Raw genomic sequence first — 23719 nt, 5'->3', positions numbered from 1 at the left:
TGAATCAAATGACGATGTTACGCCCCGCTATACTTCTGTTTATTCTGCTGTCGCTGATTACCGGGGGGCTCTACCCGCTGGTCACCACCGCCCTGGGCCAGTGGTGGTTTAAGGATCAGGCTAACGGCTCGCTGATTATGCAAAACGGTGAAAACCGCGGTTCGCGCCTGATTGGCCAGAGCTTTACGGACGCTCGCTACTTCCAGGGACGCCCTTCCGCCACTGCCGAAAGCCCGTATAATCCGATGGCATCCGGCGGCAGTAACCTGGCGGGCAGCAACCCGGCGCTGGACAAAGCCGTCGCCGAGCGTGTGGCCGCCCTGCGCGCCGCCAACCCACAGGCCAGCCGCGAGGTTCCCGTGGAGCTGGTCACCGCCTCAGCCAGCGGGCTGGACTATAGCCTGACGCCGGCAGCGGTGGCGTGGCAGATCCCGCGCGTTGCCGCCGCCCGTCAATTGAGTGTTGAACAGGTGAGCAAACTGATGGCAGAACACACACAAAAGCCGCTGGTCAGCTATATCGGCATGCCGGTAGTGAATATTGTTGAGCTGAATCTGGCGCTGGACGCGCTAAGGAAAAACTAAATGACCGACGAGCCCATGCGCCCGGATCCGGACAGGCTGCTTGAACAGACGGCTGAAGCCCATCGCGGCAAACTGAAAATTTTCTTTGGCGCCTGCGCGGGTGTCGGGAAAACCTTCGCCATGCTGACGGAAGCCCAGCGGCTTCGGGCGCAGGGGCTCGATATACTGATCGGCGTGGTTGAAACCCACGGACGTAAAGAGACGGCATCGCTGCTGAAGGGGCTTGCCACCCAGCCGCCCCGCCGCATCAGCCATCGGGGTCGTTTAGTCACTGAGTTTGATATTGATGCCGCCCTCGCCCGCCGTCCAGCGCTTATCCTGATGGACGAACTGGCGCACAGCAATGCGCCAGGCTCGCGTCACCCCAAGCGCTGGCAGGATGTGGAAGAATTACTTGAAGCTGGCATTGATGTTTTCACGACGGTTAACGTGCAGCATCTGGAAAGCCTGAACGATGTGGTCAGCGGCGTGACCGGCATTCAGGTGCGCGAGACGGTGCCCGACCCTTTCTTCGATTCCGCTGACGAAGTGGTGCTGGTCGACCTGCCGCCGGATGATTTGCGCCAGCGCCTGCACGAAGGCAAAGTCTATATTGCCGGACAGGCCGAGCGTGCCATCGAACATTTCTTCCGCAAAGGCAACCTGATTGCCCTGCGCGAACTGGCTCTGCGCCGTACTGCCGATCGCGTTGACGATCAGATGCGTGCCTGGCGCGATTTGCAGGGCCAGGAACGCGTCTGGCATACGCGGGATGCCATCCTGCTGTGCGTGGGGCACGGCAGCGGTAACGAAAAACTTGTCCGCACCGCCGCGCGTCTGGCCGCCAAATTTGGCAGCGTCTGGCATGCGGTGTATGTCGAAACGCCGCAGCTTCATGCCCTGCCCGAAAACCAGCGCCGCGCGATTCTGAGTTCGCTGCGCCTGGCGCAGGAGCTGGGTGCCGAAACCGCGACCCTTTCCGATCCTCAGGAAGATAAAGCCATTCTGCGCTACGCCCGGGAGCATAACCTGGGGAAAATCGTCATTGGCCGTCGCCAGCATCGTCGCTGGTTTAGCCGTGAATCCTTTGCCGACAAACTGGCCCGCCGCGGGCCGGATCTGGACCTGGTGATCGTGGCGCTGGATGATAAACCCACCCCCCTTCCCAGCCGCGCCCCGGACAGCCGTACTTTCAGTGATAAATGGCGCATTCAGCTTCGCGGCTGCCTGGTGGCCGTCGTGCTCTGCGCCCTGATCACGATCATTGCCAGCAAATGGCTGATTGCCTTCGACGCGGCCAACCTGGTGATGATCTACCTCCTTGGCGTGGTGGTGGTGGCGCTCTTTTACGGACGCTGGCCGTCGGTGCTGGCAACGGTGATTAACGTCATCAGCTTTGATCTGTTCTTTATTGCCCCTCGCGGGACGCTCGCTGTGTCGGACGTACAGTACATCCTGACCTTTGCCGTGATGCTCACCGTCGGGCTGGTGATCGGCAATCTGACGGCGGGCGTGCGCTACCAGGCGCGCATCGCCCGCTACCGCGAACAGCGCACGCGGCATCTGTATGAAATGTCGAAATCGCTGGCGGTGGGTCGGACCCCGCTGGATATTGTGCAGACCAGCGAGCAGTTTATTCGCTCGACGTTTCATGCCAGCAACCTGATTTTACTCCCGGACGAACACGGTAAGCTGCGCCCGCTAACCTCGGCCTCCGGCATGACGCCCTGGGACGAAGCCATCGCGCGCTGGAGCTTTGATAAAGGGTTACCTGCGGGCGCAGGGACCGACACCCTGCCCGGCGTGCCCTATCAAATTCTGCCGCTACGCAGCGCCGATAAAAATCAGGGGCTGGTGATTGTTGAGCCCTCAAACTTGCGTCAGCTGATGATCCCCGAGCAGCAGCGGCTGCTGGAGACTTTTACGCTGCTGGTTGCCAGCGCGCTGGAACGGCTGGCGCTTACCGCCAGTGAAGAACAGGCCCGACTGGCCAGCGAGCGTGAAAGCATTCGTAACTCGCTGCTGGCGGCGCTGTCGCACGACCTGCGGACCCCGCTGACCGTTCTGTTTGGTCAGTCAGAAATCCTGACGCTGGACCTGGCCGCGGAAGGGTCTAAACACGCCCTTCAGGCCAGCGAAATCCGCCAGCACGTGCTGAATACCACCCGTCTGGTGAATAACCTGCTCGATATGGCGCGCATTCAGTCGGGCGGATTTAACCTCAAAAAAGAGTGGCTCACGCTGGAAGAAGTGGTAGGCAGCGCGCTGAAAATGCTGGAGCCCGGCCTCGGTGGGCGGCATATCGCGCTGAACATGCCTGAACCCCTGACCTTAATTCACGTCGATGGCCCCTTGTTTGAACGGGTGCTGATCAATCTGCTGGAAAATGCCGGTAAATATGCCGGCTCAAGTGCCCGGATTGGCGTGGATGCGATGGTAGAGGATGGCACGCTTCACCTTGACGTCTGGGATACCGGACCGGGCATTCCTGCCGGGCAGGAGCTGGCTATTTTCGAAAAATTCGCGCGCGGGAACAAGGAGTCGGCCATTCCGGGCGTTGGGCTCGGGCTGGCGATTTGTCAGGCGATCGTTGACGTCCATGGCGGAACCATTTCCGCAGAGAATCGTCCGGAAGGCGGCGCGCGTTTTTGTGTTACACTTCCTCTGGAAACCCCGCCAGAACTGAATGAATTACCCGAGGATTTGTGATTAACGTTCTGATTGTCGAAGATGAGATCGCCATTAGCCGTTTTCTGCGCGCTGCGCTGGAAGGAGACGGTCTGCGCGTTCACGATGCGGGTACGCTTCAACGGGGTTTAATTGAAGCCGCCACCCGCAAGCCGGACCTGGTGATCCTCGATCTTGGGCTGCCGGATGGCGACGGCATCGATTTTATTCGTGAGGTTCGTCAGTGGAGCCAGATGCCGATTCTCGTGCTCTCTGCCCGTACTGAAGAGACGGATAAAATCGCCGCGCTGGATGCCGGCGCCGATGACTATCTGATTAAACCCTTTGGCATTGGCGAATTGCAGGCTCGCCTGCGTGTGGCGCTGCGTCGTCATAGCGCCACCACGCCTGCCGACACAACCTACACGTTTGGTGATATTCGGGTTGACCTCGCCGCACGGCGCATTGTGCGCGGTGAAGAGGAAATCCATCTTACCCCCATCGAATTCCGCCTGCTCGCCGTGCTGCTTAATAACCACGGCAAGGTTCTCACACAGCGCCAGCTGTTGAGTCAGGTGTGGGGACCCAACGCGGTGGAACATAGTCACTATTTGCGCATATATATGGGTCACCTTCGTCAGAAACTGGAAGTCGATCCCGCTCGCCCTCGCCATTTATTAACTGAAACCGGTATCGGTTATCGATTTATGCTTTGAATAACTATTCATATTATTTTCTAAATAATCAAAAACCCTCCCGATCAATATTAAAAAAATAATCAATACATTATTCCATGGATTATTTTTTCTCGTTTAAAACATTAACAAAACCAATCATTAACACTTCAACAACAAATCAGCATTTTGATCTGCGTTATTCATCAAAAACGACTAATTATTTCTGAAATGATCGGTTAAGGGTGATCTGATTCACAGTTAATCCCTTTTTCCTGGATAAAATGACCATGCTTTCAATTACTGAAAGGAAAATGAAACATGGAAAACAACAATCGCTTAATGCCCCATATAAGGCGGACAACACATATCATGATGTTTGCCCACCGAAACTGCTTTGACTTTCACCTCTTTAATGCCCGGTAGTCCTTCGACTTCTGGCGCACTCGCTTACAGGTTATCCTGAAATACCTTATTTTACAGGCCATTGCCTGTGAAGTCGTGCGCTCATTCCACTTAATTCAGACTCATCTGCAACCGGGCGGACTGAATTTCAATCATCAAAAAGCAATTTACTGATTTTAATCAGCGGCCACACCTTGCTTTTTTTCCGGAAAATTATCGATTTCTTTCTGACAAGAAATCGAAGGACGCTTATTACCTAAAATAAAGAGAGAAAGATGAAAAGTTTAAAAATCGCGGCCAGCCGTGCATGTCCGGACTGCTTTACCACCCAGCGTGAGCTTGTGGATGTCCGCGCTTCTGATTATATCGACGTCGCGGCCATTGTTTTGGCCGTTAGCGATATTTCCAGCGGCATACTGGAAGAAATAGAAGCCACCGGATTTGGCATTCCCGTCTTTGTCGCAACGCATAAAGAAGAGATCATTCCGGCAGATTATTTATCGCGCATTCACGGCGTATTTGAGCATTCAGACACCAGCAACGATTTTTATGGCCGCCAGCTGGAAGCGGCGGCCCAGAAGTACGAAACCCAGCTGCGACCGCCGTTTTTCCGTGCCCTTGTAGACTACGTGAAACAGGGTAACAGCGCATTTGACTGCCCGGGGCATCAGGGGGGGCAATTCTTCCGCCGTCATCCTGCGGGCAATCAGTTTGTCGATTTCTTTGGTGAAACGCTTTTCCGTTCCGACCTGTGTAACGCCGACGTGGCAATGGGCGATCTGCTGATCCACGAAGGCGCGCCGTGCATTGCGCAGCAACATGCCGCAAAGGTCTTTAATGCCGATAAGACCTACTTTGTGCTGAATGGGACCTCCTCATCCAACAAAGTGGTCCTTAACGCCCTGCTCACCCCTGGCGACCTGGTGCTGTTTGACCGTAATAACCACAAATCGAACCATCACGGCGCTCTTCTTCAGGCTGGCGCGACACCGGTCTATCTGGAAACCGCGCGCAACCCGTACGGCTTTATTGGTGGTATTGACGCGCACTGCTTTGAGGAAAGCTACCTGCGCGAGTTGGTAGCCGAGGTGGCGCCAGGTCGTGCACGCGATGCACGCCCGTTCCGTCTGGCGGTGATCCAGCTGGGTACCTACGATGGCACCATCTATAACGCCCGTCAGGTGGTGGATAAGATTGGGCATCTGTGTGATTACATCCTGTTCGACTCGGCCTGGGTAGGTTACGAGCAGTTTATCCCGATGATGGCAGATTGCTCGCCGCTGCTGCTGGAGCTGAACGAAAACGACCCGGGAATTCTGGTCACCCAGTCGGTACATAAACAGCAGGCAGGCTTCTCGCAGACCTCGCAGATCCACAAAAAGGACAGCCATATCAAAGGCCAGCAGCGCTATGTACCCCACAAGCGGCTGAATAATGCTTTTATGATGCACGCCTCAACCAGCCCGTTCTACCCTCTGTTTGCTGCGCTGGATATTAACGCCCGTATGCATGAAGGTCAGAGCGGTCGCAACATGTGGATGGACTGCGTGGTTAACGGTATTGAAGCGCGCAAACTGATCCTGGAGAACTGCCAGTACCTTCGTCCGTTTGTGCCGGAGACGGTGGATGGCCGTCCGTGGGAAAGCTTCGACACAGCGGAAATTGCCACCGATCTGCGCTTCTTCCACTTCGTACCGGGTGAAAACTGGCACGCTTTTGAGGGCTATGCCGAGCACCAGTACTTTATCGACCCGTGCAAGCTCCTGCTGACCACGCCAGGTATTAACGCCCGCACCGGCGAGTATGAGGATTTCGGCGTGCCCGCCACCATCCTCGCCAACTTCCTGCGTGAAAACGGCATCGTGCCGGAGAAATGCGATCTCAACTCGATCCTGTTCCTGCTCACCCCTGCGGAAGATATGGGCAAACTGCAGCAGCTGGTGGCGCAGCTGGTGCGCTTCGAAAAACTGCTCGAGAGCGATGTTCCGCTGAAAGAGGTCCTGCCTTCTCTCTACAAACAACATCCGGAACGTTACGCGGATTACACGCTGCGCCAGATTTGCCAGGAAATGCACGATCTCTATGCCCGCCATAACGTGAAGCAACTGCAAAAAGAGATGTTCCGCAAGTCTCACTTCCCGCGCGTGATGATGAACCCGCAGGAGGCGAACTATGCGTATCTGCGGGGTGAAGTCGAACTGGTCTCCCTGCGCGACGCGAAAGGCCGCATTGCCGCTGAAGGCGCCCTGCCTTATCCGCCTGGGGTGCTGTGCGTTGTCCCGGGCGAAGTCTGGGGCGGCTCCGTGCTGCGCTACTTTGCCGCGCTGGAAGACGGTATCAACCTGCTACCAGGCTTCGCGCCTGAGCTGCAGGGCGTATACGTTGAAGAGTGTGAGGGTCGCAAACAGGTTCGCTGTAACGTCATCAAACAACCCGCTGCTCAGCCCGCGCTGCTGAAAGGAGAGACATTATGAGTAAATCCAATAAGATGGGCGTGGTGCAGCTGACCATCCTCACCATGGTCAACATGATGGGGTCCGGGATCATCATGCTGCCCACCAAGCTTGCCGAAGTGGGCACCATTTCGATTATCTCCTGGCTGGTGACGGCGGTGGGGTCAATGGCGCTGGCGTGGGCATTCGCCAAATGCGGGATGTTCAGCCGCAAGTCCGGCGGGATGGGCGGCTATGCGGAATACGCTTTTGGTAAGTCCGGCAACTTTATGGCCAACTACACCTATGGTGTATCGCTGCTGATCGCCAACGTGGCGATTGCCATTTCCGCCGTGGGTTACGGGACGGAACTGTTTGGCGCCACGCTCACCCCGGTACAAATTGGGCTGGCGACCATCGGGGTGCTGTGGATCTGCACCGTGGCGAACTTCGGCGGCGCGCGTATCACCGGACAACTGAGCAGCATCACCGTCTGGGGCGTGATTATCCCGGTCGTCGGTTTATGCATCATCGGGTGGTTCTGGTTTAGTCCTACGCTCTACGCCAACTCCTGGAACCCGCATCATGTGCCGTTCTTTACCGCCGTGGGCTCTTCTATCGCCATGACGCTGTGGGCTTTCCTCGGACTGGAATCGGCCTGCGCGAATGCGGAAGTGGTTGAGAACCCGGAAAAGAACGTGCCAATTGCGGTACTTGGCGGAACGCTGGGGGCGGCGGTGATCTATATCGTCTCAACCAACGTGATTGCCGGGATTGTGCCGAATATGGATCTGGCTAACTCCACGGCACCGTTCGGGCTGGCTTTCGCCCAGATGTTCACCCCGGAAGTCGGGAAGGTGATTATGGGTCTGATGGTGATGTCCTGCTGCGGTTCGCTTCTCGGCTGGCAGTTCACCATCGCGCAGGTGTTTAAATCCTCGGCTGACGAAGGTTATTTCCCCAAAATCTTCTCCCGCGTCACCAAAGCGGACGCACCGGTGCAGGGCATGCTGGCCATCGTGATTTTCCAGAGTGGATTGTCGCTGATGACCATTAGCCCGTCGCTGAACAGCCAGTTCAACGTGCTGGTCAACCTGGCGGTGGTGACGAACATCATTCCGTACATTCTGTCGATGGCCGCGCTGGTGATTATTCAGAAGGTCGCGAAGGTGGATCCGCGTAAAGCACGAGCAGCGAATATCGTGGCGCTCATTGGGGCGATTTACAGCTTCTATGCGCTCTACTCTTCCGGTCAGGAAGCGATGCTCTATGGGGCAATGGTGACCTTTATGGGCTGGACGCTGTACGGTCTGGTGTCACCACGGTTTGAATTGAAGAATAAGCATAGTTAGGTAAAAACAAAACGGCAGCCCGAGGGTTGCCGTTTTTATTGTTTTCTCCCTCTCCCCGTGGGAGAGGGCCGGGGTGAGGGCATCAGCCCGCACCGATAACGCACTTACGCGTTCTTCAGCACTTCGCTGACAATCTCTACGGCTTCTTTCTCAATCTGCTGACGGTGCTCAGCGCCGAGGAAGCTTTCGCAATAGATTTTATACGCGTCTTCCGTACCGGATGGACGTGCAGCGAACCAGCCGTTGTCGGTCATTACTTTCAGCCCCCCGATAGACGCGCCGTTACCCGGTGCAGCCGTCAGACGCGCGGTGATCGGATCACCTGCCAGGGTGTTAGCACTGACCATCTCCGGAGAGAGTTTAGACAGCGCCGCTTTCTGGGCTGAGGTCGCGCTCGCCTGAATACGGTTGTAGCTTGGCGCACCAAAACGTGCCGCCAGGTCGTTGTAATGTTCCTGCGGGTTCTTACCGGTGACCGCGGTGATCTCCGCCGCCAGCAGGCACATGATGATACCGTCTTTATCGGTTGACCATGGCGTGCCGTCGAAACGCAGGAAGGATGCCCCGGCGCTCTCTTCACCACCGAAGCCGAAGCTGCCGTCGTGCAGACCGTCAACAAACCATTTGAAGCCCACCGGCACTTCCACCAGCTTGCGGCCCAGCGCGTCGACCACGCGGTCGATCATCGCGGAAGAGACCAGCGTTTTACCAACAGCCACCTCTTTGCCCCACTGCGGACGATGCTGGAACAGGTAGTTGATCGCCACAGCCAGATAGTGGTTCGGGTTCATCAGCCCGGCAGGGGTGACGATACCGTGACGGTCATAATCCGGGTCGTTCGCAAACGCCAGATCGAATTTGTCGCGCAGTGCCAGCAGGCCCGCCATCGCACACTCGGAGGAGCAGTCCATACGGATCGCGCCGTCTTTATCCAGGTGCATAAAGCGGAAGGTCTGATCGACGTGATCGTTCACGATGGTCAGATCCAGCTTGTAATGCTCGGCAATACGTTTCCAGTACTCGATACCGGAACCGCCCAGCGGGTCCACGCCCAGCTTCAGGCCTGCTTTCTGAATCGCCGCCATGTCGACGATATCCGCCAGTCCCTCCACGAACGGCTGAACCAGATCCTGCTCTTTTACGTGACCGGACGCCATTGCCGCATCCAGAGAGATGCGTTTCACGCCTTTCAGACCGTCAGCCAACAGCGCGTTTGCGCGGTCTTCTACCACTTTGGTGACGTTAGTATCTGCCGGGCCACCGTTAGGCGGGTTGTATTTAATGCCCCCGTCTTCCGGCGGGTTGTGGGATGGAGTGATAACAATCCCGTCAGCCAGCGCGCCACCTTTTTTGTTGTGCACCAGGATAGCGTTAGACACCGCCGGCGTTGGCGTGAAGCCGTTATTCTCCTGCACAATCACGTCGACGCCGTTTGCCGCCAGCACTTCCAGCACAGAGATGAACGCCGGTTCAGACAGCGCATGGGTATCTTTCCCCACGTAGCACGGACCGGTAACGCCGTTTTTAGCGCGCTCTTCCGCAATGGCCTGAGCAATGGCCAGAATGTGCGGTTCGTTAAAGCTATGGCGTGCCGCGCTACCGCGGTGACCAGATGTACCAAACTTCACTGCGTGTTCTGCGTTGCCCACGACCGGTTTCAGCACGTAATACTGCGCGGTCAGCTGAGCGACGTTAATCAAATCGCTTTGTTGTGCAGGTTGGCCTGCACGGCTGTGATTTGCCATTACCGGGTCCTTCTGATGCAAGGGTTAAATTGTACCGCAAACCTTTTCAATCAATTCCGCCGGGAACTGCATGGACTGCATGATGTGTTCAATCATGCTGCACTTGCGGCCCGTATTGGTATTGGTGATCACCCAGTATGGGGTGCCAGGGACATGTTTAGGTTTGGTTTGGTTGCCATTTTGCAGCAGCGTTTGCTCGTCACCCGCGAAATAGACGCGAGTACGACCGTGCAGCGACTCGGTCGCTTCAGCAAACGCTTTGTTATCCAGGGAGTAAAGTGTAGACAGCACCAGCATAAAGCGGTTAACCGCCTTTTTCTGCTCCGCATACTCGTCGGACAGCAGCAGCTCGCGCATCGCGCGTACTTTATCTTTTACCGGCGTCACGGCAGGCTTTGCTTGTGCAACAACGCTCGGCTGAGACACGACATCTTTGGTGACTGGGGTAGCAGGCTGTGAAGCGGCGGAAATTTTAAGCATGCGCCGTAAAATGTCGGACGCGCTCTCCCCGATATGCCGCGTTTGGCTGGCAATATACTGATAGAGTTCGTCATCAACTTCGATTGTTTTCATCTTAATCCAGTGCGATATCTTATCTGAATACAAGTCATTGGGATTATAAGGTCAAATCCCAACAGCGGATAGCGTCAAACCAGGTTGGCGGCAAAAGTCAGATTAAACTGGAACCTTGCGGCCGGGCGGCAGAATGGTCAACATGATACCCTAACCTGACAAACGTAAAAAAAGAACTTTGCCATGAAATTGAATACCCGAGCGCAAACTGCACAATCGCCGAACAATAATTCTCCCATCGTACTGGTTCATGGACTTTTTGGCAGCCTGGATAACCTGGGCGTGCTGGCGCGCGATCTGGTTACCGATCACGATATTTTACAGGTCGATATGCGCAACCACGGACTTTCCGGGCGCGCAGACGAGATGACCTACGCGGCAATGGCGCAGGATCTCCTGGATACGCTCGACGCCCACAACCTGCAGAAAGTGACCCTCATCGGGCATTCGATGGGTGGTAAAGCGGTTATGGCGCTCACAGCATTGGCACCTGAGCGAATTTCCGGGCTGGTGGTGATTGATGTCGCCCCAGTGGATTACGACGTTCGCCGTCACGATGAGATCTTCGCGGCAATTAATGCGGTGACGGAGGCCGGCGTTTCCACCCGTCAGCAGGCAGCAGCCGTGATGCGTGAGCATCTTGATGAAGAAGGCGTAGTGCAATTCCTGCTGAAATCGTTTGTTGAGGGGCAATGGCGTTTTAACGTCCCGGTGCTGTGGGACCAGTATAATAACATCGTGGGCTGGGAGGCCGTCCCCGCCTGGCCGCATCCTACCCTCTTCATTCGTGGCGGTAACTCGCCTTACGTTACTGATGCTTACCGCGACACGCTGCTGGCACAATTCCCGCAGGCGCGCGCCCATGTAATTGCCGGTGCCGGGCATTGGGTACATGCGGAAAAACCTGATGCAGTCCTGCGCGCCATTCGTCGCTATCTCACTGATACGGCAAATTGATTAAAAAGAGAGCGACTGGAAGACGACGGGCTTCCAGTCGTTGGCGTGCCGTTTTTGCTGATGTATGATGGCGCGCTTATCGCCCGGGCATTAGCAGGGCGGCTTGTTTCCCCCGAAGTCTCTGAATCATGGCCAAAGAACAAACGGACCGTACGACACTAGATCTGTTCGCGAATGAGCGTCGACCGGGACGACCGAAAACGAATCCGCTTTCGCGCGACGAACAGCTGCGTATTAATAAACGCAACCAGCTTAAACGCGATAAAAATCGTGGGCTTAAGCGTGTCGAATTGAAGCTCAATGCTGACGCAGTCGATGCGCTTAACGAGCTGGCGGAAGCGCGTAATATCAGCCGCAGCGAGCTCATTGAAGAGATGCTGATCGCCCAGCTTGAGACATTGCGCAGCCAGGCATAAGTCTGAAAAACCCCTTTTTTACCCTTTTCATGTAGCACAGAGTGCAGTCCTGCGCGATAGCGGTTTCCGCAGGGTTGCCTGTTCTGCTATTATTGCCCTTATCCGTGGCCGAATTGCGCCACCATACCATTAAGTTTCAAGAGGTTATTTTACTCATGGCAATCATCGGCATTTTCTTCGGCAGTGATACCGGCAATACCGAAAATATCGCAAAAAACATTCAGAAACAGCTCGGTAAAGACGTTGCTGATGTGCATGACATCGCCAAGAGCAGCAAAGAAGATCTCGAGGGCTACGACATTCTGCTGCTGGGTATTCCAACCTGGTACTACGGTGAAGCACAGTGCGACTGGGATGATTTCTTCCCAACGCTGGAAGAGGTGGACTTCAACGGCAAGCTGGTTGCCCTGTTTGGCTGTGGCGATCAGGAAGACTATGCCGAGTACTTCTGCGACGCACTGGGCACCATCCGCGACATCATTGAGCCGAACGGCGCCGTTATTGTCGGTCACTGGCCCACTGCCGGTTACCACTTTGAAGCCTCCAAAGGTCTTGCCGATGACGATCACTTCGTGGGTCTGGCCATCGACGAAGACCGTCAGCCTGAGCTGACCGCTGAGCGCGTAGAGAAGTGGGTTAAGCAGATCCGTGAAGAACTGCACCTGGACGATATTCTCAACGCCTGATTTTCGCGGCGCAACGGCGGTTGCGCCCGTTTTCCAGGTAAAACCGATTAAATTAATTGCTACAAACTTTTAACTTTTTCGCTCAGACCTGTACAATGTTTCCCTGGTAAAATGTGGTTTTCATTTCACAAGTTTGTCGGTGATACCCCATTTTTATAAGCATACTTTGCCTGAGACTTGCAGTTTTCATTTAGCCGTGGCAGTTCTATAATGAGACGCAATATCCAAGGTGCATTTTCTGTCACTTCTTTCAGAAGTGAATCGTTTAGCAACAGGACAGATTCCGCATGACTGACAACAATACCGCATTAAAGAAGGCTGGCCTGAAAGTAACGCTTCCTCGGTTAAAAATCCTCGAAGTGCTTCAGGGTCCAGACAACCACCATGTCAGTGCGGAAGACCTCTATAAACGTCTTATCGACATGGGTGAAGAGATTGGTCTGGCCACCGTTTATCGCGTGCTGAACCAGTTTGATGACGCGGGCATTGTTACCCGTCATAATTTCGAAGGCGGTAAATCTGTATTCGAACTGACCCAGCAGCATCACCACGATCACCTGATCTGCCTCGATTGCGGCAAGGTCATTGAATTCAGCGATGATTCCATCGAATCGCGTCAGCGTGAAATCGCCGCTCGTCATGGCATCCGCCTGACCAACCACAGCCTGTACCTGTATGGTCACTGCGCTGAAGGTGATTGCCGCGAAAATGAACACGCGCACGACGCAAAATAAGTCACGTTCATACTCTGAGCCAGCCGTAAGGCTGGCTTTTTTTTGCCTTAAAAAGCCCGGTGGCGCTGCGCCTGGGCCTACGGACTATGACGCCTTTGTAGGCCCGGTAAGCGCAGCGCCACCGGGCGTAAAGCAACTTAATTATTGTTATTGCGTATCTCGTTCCAGATCTTATCGCAACGCTTCGCGACTTCCTGATCGTTACCCGTTTTACGCGCCTGGATACAGGCCTGATAATCCATCACACGAATATTCTCCTGCGTCGCGAATTGCTCATGCGCCTTCTCTTTCTTCAGCACATTCAGTACGCTCTGACAGGCTTCAATTTTCTCCGGCGAGCCTTGTGCGGTATTAATACAGGCGCTGTAAGCCTCCTTCAGCCTGGAATCTTCCTTCGGTGCCTGAGGCTGAGCGCAGGCCACCAGCCCCGATGCAAGCATCGCGACAATTACGATTTTTTTCATCATATGCAGTCTCCGGTCCGGCGGGCCTTAACCCGCCGGAAGGTTCATCAGAAGATGGTGAATGGGGCAATAACCATGAATTTCACGTCACGTTCATCCTGGAAGATGTTGCCGTAACCGCCCGCATAGCTCGGGATATCGGAGTGGTTGTCATACTGAGTGAAGTGCAGTTTGAACATCGTGCCCTTCGCGCGCCCATCCTGCAGGGTATAGATAGCATCCAGGCTGTAGGAGGACTCTTTCAGGCGATAGTTTGGATCGTAGTACGCATCCGGTGTGGCCATGTCGCCAGGTTTTGCGTCCCAGGCGTAAGCGTAAGAAGCGCCCACTGCCCAACCCGGCAGGTTCCAGTTTTTCAGATCATACATTGCGCCGAAGAAGACCGCTTTTTCACCATTGGCGTTGAAGTCTGAGCGGTTATCCCACCAGATATCCAGACGACCGTTAGATGACGCGTAAGTTGGCGTCATACGTTGCAGGAAGTAGCCCTGCTGCCCTTCCGCCTTCACCCATGTCCCTTCCAGGCGTAAATCAACCTGGCCCACTTTATAGCCGAAAGTCAGCGCCTGCAGCCACGCGGTGCCGTCATAAATGTCGTTGACGCCGCCATCGCTGACCTTGTCACGCGTACCATAGAACTGGTAGCTGGTGCTCAGTGGACTTCCTGCGATATCAAATTTGTAGCTGGCTTTAGCAAAATACTGATCGATATAGCCTTCCGCCTGACCAAATGCGGCTTCCAGTACCAGATCGTTTTTAAAGTCGTATTTCGCGCCCAGCGAGTGGAGATAATCGACTTTGGTTTTCTTATCGTTCTGGTAGAACTTGTCCATTTCAATGTGCCATGGAGCCTTATACTCGTTGGTCCACATATAGGAGAAGCTCAACGCACCCGCATCACCATAGTCAAAGTTCGCCCCGGCTTCTGCACCCTGATAGGTACCTGGCATGAAGCTCCAGTGTGGTGCTAACAGCGTCTGGCCGGTTGGCTGAATATACCCTCCACGCGCCCAGACCGGGCCGTATTTAAATTTCGCTGCGGCCTTGTACAGGCTGATACCGCTCTTATCACCGGACCAGTCTTCATCGTAAGCTTTGTTGCTGGAGGAGAAGGCAATTTCGTTAGGGTGGCCGCTGTCGCCGTTTTCCGCCATTTCAATCGCGGTGAATGCAGCGATATCCAGGCCGAACATATCTGCGGCATAGCCTGACTGGAAGTCCAGGTTGGCGTTCCATGTGGAGTGAGAAAGGTTGGTTTTATATTTGTCTTCGGCGACGTCTTTACGGTCACGTTCACGCTGCCAGTAATAGATGCCGCCCGTGAGGGTAGAATCGTCGATGAAACCCGCAGCTTTCGCCTCAGGTGTAACAACCAGGCCAGACATTGCTGTCACACCGGCAATAGCCAGCGCCAGCGCACTACGTTTGCCACTGAACGTACGCATAGATTATTCCTCTTTGACGAATTAAAGCGCCTAAAACGGCGAAAATAAAAAAGACCAGGCGGTCAGGGGTAGTTATAAATACCCTCGAATTAACTACCGTCTTTAGGTTATTTTTCGCGACGCGAATTATCAATGCTTTTCATCAGGCAAAAGTCAGGATTATGACGAAGTGCACATAATTGGTAGTGCTTTGTAACATTTGGCCGGAAGCGTGATTTGGCGGGGGTATAGCAGCGTATTTCAGGGTATTAGAACATTAGAAATCGCGTATTTTGCGAAATTTGCCATTTTCAAAAACAGACAAACTTTTTTAAAAAAAATAAGTAGCACCACATTGACCAAAAATAACGGCGGACATTTTTACAACGCCACTTTAACGATATGATCATTAATAAAAAAAACGCCGCAATAAGCGGCGTTTGTTTCTCATTGACCAGAGCGGCGTTATTATTCGCCGATCTTGGTCCAGGTGTCACGCAGACCGACGGTACGGTTAAATACCGGTTTTTCCGCAGTGCTGTAACGGCTGTCCAGGCAGAAGTAACCTTCACGCTCGAACTGGAACGCTTTACCTGCTTCAGCTGTTTTCAGCGATGGCTCAGCATAACCCTGTTTGATCACCAGAGATTCCGGGTTGATCGTCGCCAGGAAGTCTTCCGCCGCACCCGGGTTAGGCACGCTGAAAAGACGATCGTACAGACGGATTTCTACCGGCAGCGCGTGAGAAGCGCTTACCCAGTGGATAACGCCTTTCACCTTGCGACCATCGGCAGGATCTTTGCTCAGCGTTTCGGCATCGTATGAACAGAAGATGGTGGTGATATTCCCTTCTGCATCTTTCTCTACGCGCTCGGCTTTGATCACGTAGGCGTTACGCAGACGGACTTCTTTACCCAGCACCAGACGCTTGTACTGCTTGTTGGCTTCTTCACGGAAGTCAGCGCGGTCGATCCAGATTTCACCGCTGAACGGTACGTCACGGCTTCCCATTTCCGGTTTGTTCGGATGGTTAGGCATGGCAACCAGCTCACTCGCACCCTGAGGATAGTTTTCGATAACCAGTTTTACCGGGTCGATAACCGCCATCGCGCGCGGGGCATTTTCGTTGAGGTCTTCACGAATGCAGGACTCCAGCGACGCCATTTCAATGGTGTTATCCTGCTTGGTCACGCCGATGCGCTTGCAGAACTCACGAATAGAAGCAGCGGTGTAGCCACGACGACGCAGACCAGAAATGGTCGGCATACGCGGGTCGTCCCAGCCCTCAACGTGCTTGTCAGTCACCAGCAGGTTCAGCTTACGCTTGGACATCACGGTGTATTCCAGATTCAGACGAGAGAACTCGTACTGACGCGGATGCACAGGGATGGTGATGTTATCCAGCACCCAGTCGTACAGGCGACGGTTGTCCTGGAACTCAAGCGTACACAGCGAGTGGGTAATGCCTTCCAGCGCATCGCTGATGCAGTGGGTGAAGTCGTACATCGGGTAGATGCACCACTTGTTACCGGTCTGGTGGTGTTCAGCAAACTTAATGCGGTACAGCACCGGATCGCGCATCACGATGAACGGAGAAGCCATGTCGATTTTGGCACGCAGACAGGCTTTGCCTTCTTCAAAACCACCCGCACGCATTTTTTCAAACAGCGCCAGGTTCTCTTCCACGCTGCGATCGCGGAACGGACTGTTTTTGCCAGGCTGCGTCAGCGTACCGCGGTATTCACGGATTTCATCCGCGGACAGTTCATCGACGTACGCCAGACCTTTGTTGATCAGCTCAACCGCGTAAGCGTACAGCTGATCAAAATAGTCAGAGGAGTAGCAGATATCGCCAGACCAGTTGAAGCCCAGCCATTGCACGTCGTTCTTGATGGACTCAACGTATTCGATGTCTTCTTTTACTGGGTTGGTGTCATCGAAACGCAGGTTGCACTGCCCCTGATAGTCTTGCGCAATGCCAAAGTTCAGGCAGATGGATTTCGCATGACCAATATGCAGGTAGCCGTTCGGCTCCGGCGGGAAGCGGGTATGCACCGTGGTGTGCTTACCACTGGCCAGATCTTCATCGATGATCTGACGAATAAAGTTACTCGGGCGGGCTTCAGCCTCACTCATCGTGGATTCCTCAAAGCGTAAACAACGTATAACGGCATATGATCTTATAAGCCGGACGTAGTGACAACCCTTAGTTACGGAAAATACGTATCAGATGAAAATAATGGGGGCATTTGCTGCAAAAAAAAGCGGCGGAGGATATCCCCCGCCGCTTAAGGCATGACTCTACTCAGGAGCGATTACTTGCCTTTAATCTCATACAGTGGCGTTTGACCTGCAACCACCTGACCTTTTGCCTGAATAACCAGGCCACTGAAGTCGTCGATGTTGCTGCAAACAACCGGACTGATCATGGAGCGTGCATTGGCGTTCAGGAAGTCCAGATCCATCTCCAGAACCGGCTGCCCGGCCACCACTTCAGCGCCCTCTTCCACCAGACGAGTAAAGCCTTTACCCTCCAGCGCAACGGTATCGATGCCCATGTGGACAACAATCTCCGCGCCGTTTTCGGTTTCGAGGCAGAACGCGTGGTTGGTGTTGAAAATCTTCACGATAGTACCCGCAGCAGGAGAGACGACGGTTTTGTCCGTTGGTTTCACCGCCACGCCGTCGCCTACCGCTTTACTGGCGAACGCTTCGTCAGGCACTTGTTCAAGGTCAACGACCTCACCCGTTACCGGAGAGACCAAAGCCGCCACCGTCACGGCGTTAGGCACGGCCTGTGGCTTCGCGGCCGGAGTCGCCGTTGCCGCAGGTGCGCTGTCAGCTGCTGCCGCTGCGACCGGGCCACGCGCAACCACTTTCTTCATTTCGTCACCGATGGATTCCGCTTTGGCGCCCACGATAACCTGGATAGTTTGTTTGTTCAGTTTAACGACGCCAGATGCGCCAAGGCGTTTACACATTGCATCGCTTACGCGAGCGGAGTCACCCACGGTCAGACGCAGACGGGTAATACAGGCATCAATGGCTTTCAGGTTGTCGGTACCGCCGACTGCGGCAATGTAGCTGGTTGCCAGCTGAGTTAAACCTTCTTCGGTATTGCTGTTGGCTTCACTAGTCACGACGTCATCAGTGGTATCTTCGCGGCCCGGCGTTTTGAGGTTAAACATACGGATAACCGCGCTGAACAGAACGAAGTAGATAACGAAGAAGGCCGCACCCATCACCACCAGCATCCAGACGTTCTTGCTTGCCGCTGGCAGGTTGTACATCAGCACGTAGTCGATCGCGCCTGCAGAGAAGGAGAAGCCCGCATGGATGCCCAGCAGAGTCGCCACGAACAGGCTGATACCGGTTAACACCGCGTGCATCAGGTACAGCAGCGGAGCCAGGAACATGAACAGGAATTCCAGAGGCTCGGTCACACCGGTCAGGAATGCAGTAATGGCGACTGACAGCAGCATACCGCCGACCATTGGACGACGCGCTTTCGGCGCAGCCAGGTACATGGCCAGCGCAGCGCCCGGCAGACCAAACATCATGATTGGGAAGAAGCCGGACATAAACATGCCCGCGGTGCCATCACCCGCGTAGAAGCGGTTAATGTCGCCGTGGAAAACGGTACCCGCCGCATTGGTAAACTCACCAATCTGGAACCAGGCGATGGTGTTCAGAACCTGATGCAGACCGGTTGGGATCAACAGACGGTTAATGAAGCCGAAGATGCCCGCACCCATCGCACCCGCAGAGACGATCCACTCGCCGCCCGCATGGATAGCATGCTGCACTGGCGGCCAAACGTAGCCAAAGATCGCGGCCAGAACCAGACAGAAGAAGCCGGTCGCGATTGGCACGAAGCGTTTGCCACCAAAGAAGCTGAGGAAGTCTGGCAGCTTGATGTTTGCCCAGCGGTTATATACCGCACCGCCGACCAGACCGGTAATGATACCCGCCAGTACGCCCATGTTGATTTCCGGGTTAATCGTTACCATCGCTTTCGTCAGGATGAAGTAACCAACCGCCCCTGCCAGCGCTGCGGCCCCTGCACTGTCTTTAGACCAGCTGGAAGCAACGCCGATGGCGAAAATCAGCGCCAGGTTGTCAAAGATTGCGCCGCCAGCCTGGGCAATAAACGGCACGTTGAGAAGATCGGGTTGCCCGAATCGCAGCAGCAGCGCTGCAACCGGTAGCACGGCGATAGGGAGCTGCAAAGCCCTACCGAGGCGCTGGAAAAAACCTAAAATATTCATCCTATTCCCCCTACGAGACCCTTTCCAGGCTCGCGCATTAACTATGTTTTTATTGTGTTGCTAACGATAAGTACCGTCGATAATTCACTGGCAGTGTGAGTGTGTGAAAAATTAATTCGTATCGCAAATTAAATACCCATTTTTTGTGATTTTTGTCACCAAATATCGTATTAAGCCCTCCCTTTCACTGGCTAACAGCGAAAACTTATTTTATCATTCAAAAAATCAAGACGGATTGATCCAGCCTGAAAGGTTCCAGGTTACGCTTAAGTATCAGGTTCCGGTAGCCATCCGCCCACTCTTCTACTTTAACTCTTGAGGTGAACAATGAGACTGATTCCCCTGGCAACTGCTGAACAAGTCGGTAAATGGGCCGCTCGCCATATCGTTAACCGCATTAATGCCTTCAAGCCTACCGCCGATCGTCCTTTCGTTCTTGGCCTGCCAACCGGCGGTACTCCGCTGACGGCGTATAAAGCCCTGGTTGAAATGCACAAAGCGGGCCAGGTTAGCTTCAAACATGTTGTGACCTTCAATATGGATGAATATGTCGGCCTGCCAAAAGACCACCCGGAAAGCTACCATAGCTTTATGCACCGGAATTTCTTTGATCACGTTGATATCCCAGCGGAAAATATTAACCTGCTGAATGGAAATGCGCCTGATATTGACGCAGAATGCCGTCAGTACGAAGAAAAAATCCGTTCTTACGGTAAAATCCACCTGTTTATGGGCGGCGTGGGCAACGATGGTCATATCGCGTTTAACGAGCCGGCATCGTCCCTGGCTTCCCGCACGCGTATTAAAACGCTGACCCATGACACCCGCGTGGCAAACTCCCGCTTCTTTGACGGTGATGTGAACCAGGTTCCAAAATACGCCCTGACCGTTGGCGTAGGCACCCTGCTGGATGCCGAAGAAGTGATGATTCTGGTGCTGGGTGGCGTGAAAGCGCAGGCACTCCAGGCTGCCGTTGAAGGCAACGTTAACCACATGTGGACCATCAGCTGCCTGCAGCTGCATCCAAAATCAGTCATCGTCTGCGACGAACCGTCCACGATGGAGCTGAAAGTGAAAACGCTGAAATACTTCAACGAGTTAGAAGCCGAGAACATCAAAGGTCTGTAATTGATTAACCGCCTCTTCTCTAAGAGGCGGCCGCTTTTTTTAACCGGGGGTCGTTATGTACGCTTTAACCCACGGTCGGATTTATACCGGCCACGAAATTCTGGATGACCATGCGATTGTTATCGCCAATGGCCTGATTGAACGTGTTTGTCCGCTGGCAGAGCTGCCACCAGGGATTGAACAGCGCTCACTCAATGGAGCAGTAATCTCCCCCGGTTTCATCGACGTACAGCTGAACGGCTGCGGCGGTGTGCAATTCAATGACACTGCCGAGGCGGTGACGGTTGAAACGCTGGAAATCATGCAGAAAGCCAACGAGAAATCGGGCTGCACCAGCTATCTGCCAACGCTCATCACCAGCAGTGATGACCTGATGAAACAGGGTATCCGCGTGATGCGCGAATACCTCGCCAAACATCCTAATCAGGCGCTCGGTCTGCACCTGGAAGGGCCATGGCTGAATATCGTGAAGAAAGGCACCCATAACCCGGATTACGTGCGCAAGCCTGACGCTGAACTGGTCGACTACATGTGTGCGAACGCCGATGTGATCGCTAAAGTGACGCTGGCACCAGAGATGACCGGCACTGACGTGATCAGCAAACTGGCTGCCGCCGGGATTGTGGTTTCAGCAGGGCACTCAAACGCCACGCTGAAAGAAGCCAAAGCGGGCTTCCGCGCGGGCATTACCTTCGCCACGCACCTTTACAACGCCATGCCTTATATCACCGGTCGCGAACCGGGTCTGGTCGGGGCGATTCTGGACGAGCCAGACGTCTACTGCGGCATTATTGCTGATGGTATGCACGTGGATTACACCAACATTCGTAATGCCAAGCGCCTGAAAGGTGACAAGCTTTGCCTGGTTACCGATGCCACTGCACCAGCAGGTGCAAATATTGAGCAGTTCATTTTTGCCGGTAAAACAATATACTACCGCAATGGACTGTGTGTGGATGAAAACGGTACGCTGAGCGGTTCCTCTTTAACCATGATTGAAGGGGTGCGTAACCTGGTTGAGCACTGTGGGATTGCGCTTGATGAAGTCCTGCGTATGGCTACCCTTTATCCGGCTCGCGCAATCGGCGTGGATAAACAGCTTGGCGGAATTGCACCGGGTATGGTTGCAAACCTGACGGCATTCACACACGATTATAAAATTATTAAGACCATCGTTAATGGTAACGAGGTCGTCACTGAGTAAGTAAAAGTATGACACCAGGCGGACAAGCTCAAATCGGTAATGTCGATCTCGTTAAACAACTTAACAGTGCGGCGGTATATCGCCTGATTGACCAACACGGGCCAATCTCTCGAATTCAGATAGCCGAACAAAGCCAGCTTGCTCCCGCCAGCGTGACAAAAATTACCCGCCAGCTTATTGAGCGCGGTTTGATCAAAGAAGTCGATCAGCAGGCCTCTACCGGGGGCCGCCGCGCTATCTCAATTATTACCGAAACCCGCAATTTTCAGGCGATTGGCGTTCGGCTGGGCCGTCATGACACCACGCTCACGCTCTACGATCTGAGCAGCAAAGCAATTGCGGAAGAGCACTATCCCCTTCCCGAGCGCACCCAGGAGACGCTGGAGCACGCGCTGCTGAATACCATCGCGCACTTTATTGAGAGCTGTCAGCGTAAGATCCGCGAGCTCATTGCAATTTCAGTGATTTTACCCGGACTGGTCGACCCGGAAAGCGGCGTGATTCGCTACATGCCGCACATTCAGGTGGAAAACTGGGCGCTGGTCGATGCGCTGGAAAAACGCTTTAAAGTGACCTGTTTTGTCGGCCACGATATTCGTTCTCTGGCACTGGCAGAGCACTACTTTGGTGCGAGTCAGGACTGCGAAGACTCTATTCTGGTGCGTGTCCACCGCGGGACAGGCGCAGGTATTATTTCTAACGGTCGGATTTTTATTGGTCGCAACGGTAACGTCGGCGAGATCGGCCACATTCAGGTCGAGCCGCTGGGCGAACGCTGCCACTGCGGTAACTTCGGCTGCCTTGAAACCATTGCCGCCAACACGGCCATTGAGCAGCGCGTTCGCCATCTGCTTGAACAAGGTTACCAGAGTCGCGTCACGCTGGCTGATTGCAAGATAGGCACCATCTGCAAAGCCGCCAATAAAGGCGACGCGCTGGCCTGTGAGGTGATTGAGCAGGTTGGGCGCCATCTGGGGAAAACTATCGCCATCGCCATTAACCTGTTTAACCCACAGAAAGTGGTGATAGCCGGAGAAATTGTTGAAGCAGAAAAGGTGCTGCTCCCCGCGATTGAAGGCTGTATTAACACCCAGGCGCTGAAAGCATTCCGCCAGAATCTTCCTGTGGTTCGTTCAAAACTTGACCATCGCTCGGCAATTGGCGCTTTTGCGCTGGTGAAACGCGCTATGCTCAACGGTATTCTGCTGCAGCATTTGCTGGAAAGTTGATCGGACCTTATAGTAACGCCTTCTTTTTTTGATGTCGGAACGTCCATGACCATTAAGAATGTAATTTGTGATATCGACGGCGTGCTGATGCACGACAACGTTGCCGTACCAGGTGCTGCGGAGTTTCTTCACCGCATCATCGACAAAGGAATGCCTCTGGTTCTTCTCACGAACTACCCTTCTCAGACCGGTCAGGATCTGGCAAACCGCTTTGCGACGGCGGGCGTCGATGTCCCGGACAGTGTGTTTTACACCTCGGCGATGGCAACGGCGGATTTTCTGAAACGTCAGGAAGGCAAAAAAGCGTATGTGGTCGGCGAAGGCGCGCTGATCCACGAGCTGTATAAAGCGGGCTTTACGATTACCGATGTCAATCCGGACTTCGTGATTGTGGGTGAAACGCGCTCCTATAACTGGGAGATGATGCATAAAGCCTCGTTCTTCGTTGCCAACGGCGCGCGCTTCATTGCCACCAACCCGGATACCCACGGTCGAGGTTTTTATCCGGCCTGTGGCGCGCTGTGTGCCGGTATTGAAAAAATCTCCGGGCGCAAGCCATTCTATGTCGGCAAACCAAGCCCGTGGATCATCCGCGCCGCGCTCAATAAAATGCAGGCCCACTCAGAAGAAACGGTTATTGTCGGCGATAACCTGCGTACGGATATTCTGGCCGGCTTCCAGGCGGGTCTGGAAACCATTCTGGTGCTGTCCGGCGTCTCGCAGCTTGATGACATTGATTCGATGCCGTTCCGACCAAGCTGGATTTACCCCTCCGTCGATGAAATTGACATTATCTGA

Annotated in this window: 20 protein-coding genes; 14 read left to right on the top strand and 6 right to left on the bottom strand. The window is 54.3% G+C overall.

Features of this window, described 5'->3' with window-relative positions:
- Nucleotides 1-8: 8 nt before the first annotated feature.
- The 6 genes from kdpC (at nt 9) to potE (ending at nt 8093) form a co-directional block, all read left to right on the top strand.
- Nucleotides 9-584, top strand: a complete 576-nt coding sequence (kdpC, locus tag BFV64_RS06195) for a potassium-transporting ATPase subunit KdpC (RefSeq protein WP_045134259.1) — start codon at nt 9-11, stop codon at nt 582-584.
- A complete protein-coding gene (gene kdpD, locus BFV64_RS06190) occupies nt 585-3272 on the top strand; it encodes a two-component system sensor histidine kinase KdpD (RefSeq protein WP_069601824.1) in 2688 nt (895 codons plus the stop codon).
- Nucleotides 3269-3946, top strand: a complete 678-nt coding sequence (gene kdpE, locus BFV64_RS06185; protein WP_023336920.1) for a two-component system response regulator KdpE — start codon at nt 3269-3271, stop codon at nt 3944-3946. Before kdpD ends, kdpE begins: the two co-directional genes overlap by 4 nt.
- A gap of 279 nt (nt 3947-4225) precedes the next feature.
- Nucleotides 4226-4330 (top strand): leader peptide SpeFL, encoded by a 105-nt coding sequence (gene speFL / locus BFV64_RS24910; protein ID WP_003858645.1) that lies wholly within the window; start codon nt 4226-4228, stop codon nt 4328-4330.
- Nucleotides 4331-4584: 254 nt separating this feature from the next.
- Nucleotides 4585-6783, top strand: a complete 2199-nt coding sequence (speF, locus tag BFV64_RS06180; RefSeq protein WP_069601823.1) for an ornithine decarboxylase SpeF — start codon at nt 4585-4587, stop codon at nt 6781-6783.
- Complete coding sequence (potE, locus tag BFV64_RS06175; protein ID WP_022647448.1) at nt 6780-8093, top strand: putrescine-ornithine antiporter; 1314 nt, start codon at nt 6780-6782, stop codon at nt 8091-8093. The genes speF and potE overlap by 4 nt, the downstream gene beginning before the upstream one ends.
- 104 nt (nt 8094-8197) lie before the next feature.
- Here the strand turns inward: potE and pgm are convergent, their stop codons facing one another.
- Nucleotides 8198-9838 (bottom strand): phosphoglucomutase (alpha-D-glucose-1,6-bisphosphate-dependent), encoded by a 1641-nt coding sequence (gene pgm / locus BFV64_RS06170; protein WP_014883020.1) that lies wholly within the window; start codon nt 9836-9838, stop codon nt 8198-8200.
- A gap of 24 nt (nt 9839-9862) precedes the next feature.
- A complete protein-coding gene (gene seqA / locus BFV64_RS06165) occupies nt 9863-10411 on the bottom strand; it encodes a replication initiation negative regulator SeqA (RefSeq protein ID WP_014883019.1) in 549 nt (182 codons plus the stop codon).
- A gap of 183 nt (nt 10412-10594) precedes the next feature.
- On the opposite strand from seqA, the gene ybfF reads away from it, so the two are divergent.
- The 4 genes from ybfF to fur all read left to right on the top strand — a co-directional run bounded on the left by ybfF (nt 10595) and on the right by fur (nt 13204).
- Entirely contained in the window at nt 10595-11368 is a 774-nt protein-coding gene (gene ybfF, locus BFV64_RS06160) for an esterase (protein ID WP_032637188.1), read from the top strand.
- 128 nt (nt 11369-11496) lie between these two features.
- Nucleotides 11497-11784 carry a LexA regulated protein gene (gene ybfE, locus BFV64_RS06155; RefSeq protein ID WP_014883017.1) on the top strand — a complete coding sequence of 96 codons (288 nt, stop codon included), beginning with the start codon at nt 11497-11499 and terminating at the stop codon, nt 11782-11784.
- Between the two features lie 155 nt (nt 11785-11939).
- On the top strand, nt 11940-12470 hold the full coding sequence (gene fldA, locus BFV64_RS06150; protein WP_008501067.1) for a flavodoxin FldA: 531 nt from the start codon (nt 11940-11942) through the stop codon (nt 12468-12470).
- 287 nt (nt 12471-12757) lie between these two features.
- Nucleotides 12758-13204, top strand: coding sequence for a ferric iron uptake transcriptional regulator (gene fur, locus BFV64_RS06145; protein ID WP_003858655.1), 447 nt, complete (start codon nt 12758-12760; stop codon nt 13202-13204).
- A gap of 137 nt (nt 13205-13341) precedes the next feature.
- Here the strand turns inward: fur and chiQ are convergent, their stop codons facing one another.
- The 4 genes from chiQ to nagE all read right to left on the bottom strand — a co-directional run bounded on the left by chiQ (nt 13342) and on the right by nagE (nt 19360).
- Nucleotides 13342-13668 (bottom strand): ChiQ/YbfN family lipoprotein, encoded by a 327-nt coding sequence (gene chiQ, locus BFV64_RS06140; RefSeq protein WP_014883016.1) that lies wholly within the window; start codon nt 13666-13668, stop codon nt 13342-13344.
- A 47-nt stretch (nt 13669-13715) separates the two neighbouring features.
- A complete protein-coding gene (chiP, locus tag BFV64_RS06135; RefSeq protein ID WP_047344393.1) occupies nt 13716-15113 on the bottom strand; it encodes a chitoporin ChiP in 1398 nt (465 codons plus the stop codon).
- Nucleotides 15114-15560: 447 nt separating this feature from the next.
- A complete protein-coding gene (gene glnS, locus BFV64_RS06130) occupies nt 15561-17228 on the bottom strand; it encodes a glutamine--tRNA ligase (protein WP_023332403.1) in 1668 nt (555 codons plus the stop codon).
- Nucleotides 17229-17407: 179 nt separating this feature from the next.
- Nucleotides 17408-19360 (bottom strand): PTS N-acetyl glucosamine transporter subunit IIABC, encoded by a 1953-nt coding sequence (nagE, locus tag BFV64_RS06125; RefSeq protein ID WP_045134261.1) that lies wholly within the window; start codon nt 19358-19360, stop codon nt 17408-17410.
- Nucleotides 19361-19687: 327 nt separating this feature from the next.
- Between nagE and nagB the strand changes: the two genes are divergently transcribed.
- From nagB to nagD, 4 genes are read left to right on the top strand one after another with little or no spacing between them, the layout of a single operon-like run.
- Nucleotides 19688-20488 (top strand): glucosamine-6-phosphate deaminase, encoded by an 801-nt coding sequence (gene nagB, locus BFV64_RS06120; RefSeq protein ID WP_008501061.1) that lies wholly within the window; start codon nt 19688-19690, stop codon nt 20486-20488.
- A gap of 55 nt (nt 20489-20543) precedes the next feature.
- The gene (gene nagA / locus BFV64_RS06115) at nt 20544-21692 is read left to right on the top strand and encodes an N-acetylglucosamine-6-phosphate deacetylase (RefSeq protein ID WP_032637190.1); all 1149 of its coding nucleotides are present in this window, start codon (nt 20544-20546) and stop codon (nt 21690-21692) included.
- An 8-nt stretch (nt 21693-21700) separates the two neighbouring features.
- A complete protein-coding gene (gene nagC, locus BFV64_RS06110) occupies nt 21701-22921 on the top strand; it encodes a DNA-binding transcriptional regulator NagC (RefSeq protein ID WP_014883011.1) in 1221 nt (406 codons plus the stop codon).
- A gap of 45 nt (nt 22922-22966) precedes the next feature.
- Nucleotides 22967-23719, top strand: coding sequence for a ribonucleotide monophosphatase NagD (gene nagD, locus BFV64_RS06105; protein WP_008501057.1), 753 nt, complete (start codon nt 22967-22969; stop codon nt 23717-23719).

Source organism: Enterobacter kobei (genome assembly GCF_001729765.1).
GTDB classification, from domain to species: domain Bacteria; phylum Pseudomonadota; class Gammaproteobacteria; order Enterobacterales; family Enterobacteriaceae; genus Enterobacter; species Enterobacter kobei.
The sequence above is the reverse complement of the archived record's forward strand: the minus strand, read 5'-3'. Positions and strand labels throughout refer to the sequence as shown.

Coding starts and splice junctions, on each gene's coding strand:
- kdpC (WP_045134259.1), top strand. CDS start 9: ATGACGATGTTACGCCCCGCTATACTTCTGTTTATTCTGCTGTCGCTG.
- kdpD (WP_069601824.1), top strand. CDS start 585: ATGACCGACGAGCCCATGCGCCCGGATCCGGACAGGCTGCTTGAACAG.
- speFL (WP_003858645.1), top strand. CDS start 4,226: ATGGAAAACAACAATCGCTTAATGCCCCATATAAGGCGGACAACACAT.
- speF (WP_069601823.1), top strand. CDS start 4,585: ATGAAAAGTTTAAAAATCGCGGCCAGCCGTGCATGTCCGGACTGCTTT.
- potE (WP_022647448.1), top strand. CDS start 6,780: ATGAGTAAATCCAATAAGATGGGCGTGGTGCAGCTGACCATCCTCACC.
- pgm (WP_014883020.1), bottom strand. CDS start 9,838: ATGGCAAATCACAGCCGTGCAGGCCAACCTGCACAACAAAGCGATTTG.
- seqA (WP_014883019.1), bottom strand. CDS start 10,411: ATGAAAACAATCGAAGTTGATGACGAACTCTATCAGTATATTGCCAGC.
- ybfF (WP_032637188.1), top strand. CDS start 10,595: ATGAAATTGAATACCCGAGCGCAAACTGCACAATCGCCGAACAATAAT.
- ybfE (WP_014883017.1), top strand. CDS start 11,497: ATGGCCAAAGAACAAACGGACCGTACGACACTAGATCTGTTCGCGAAT.
- fldA (WP_008501067.1), top strand. CDS start 11,940: ATGGCAATCATCGGCATTTTCTTCGGCAGTGATACCGGCAATACCGAA.
- fur (WP_003858655.1), top strand. CDS start 12,758: ATGACTGACAACAATACCGCATTAAAGAAGGCTGGCCTGAAAGTAACG.
- chiQ (WP_014883016.1), bottom strand. CDS start 13,668: ATGAAAAAAATCGTAATTGTCGCGATGCTTGCATCGGGGCTGGTGGCC.
- chiP (WP_047344393.1), bottom strand. CDS start 15,113: ATGCGTACGTTCAGTGGCAAACGTAGTGCGCTGGCGCTGGCTATTGCC.
- glnS (WP_023332403.1), bottom strand. CDS start 17,228: ATGAGTGAGGCTGAAGCCCGCCCGAGTAACTTTATTCGTCAGATCATC.
- nagE (WP_045134261.1), bottom strand. CDS start 19,360: ATGAATATTTTAGGTTTTTTCCAGCGCCTCGGTAGGGCTTTGCAGCTC.
- nagB (WP_008501061.1), top strand. CDS start 19,688: ATGAGACTGATTCCCCTGGCAACTGCTGAACAAGTCGGTAAATGGGCC.
- nagA (WP_032637190.1), top strand. CDS start 20,544: ATGTACGCTTTAACCCACGGTCGGATTTATACCGGCCACGAAATTCTG.
- nagC (WP_014883011.1), top strand. CDS start 21,701: ATGACACCAGGCGGACAAGCTCAAATCGGTAATGTCGATCTCGTTAAA.
- nagD (WP_008501057.1), top strand. CDS start 22,967: ATGACCATTAAGAATGTAATTTGTGATATCGACGGCGTGCTGATGCAC.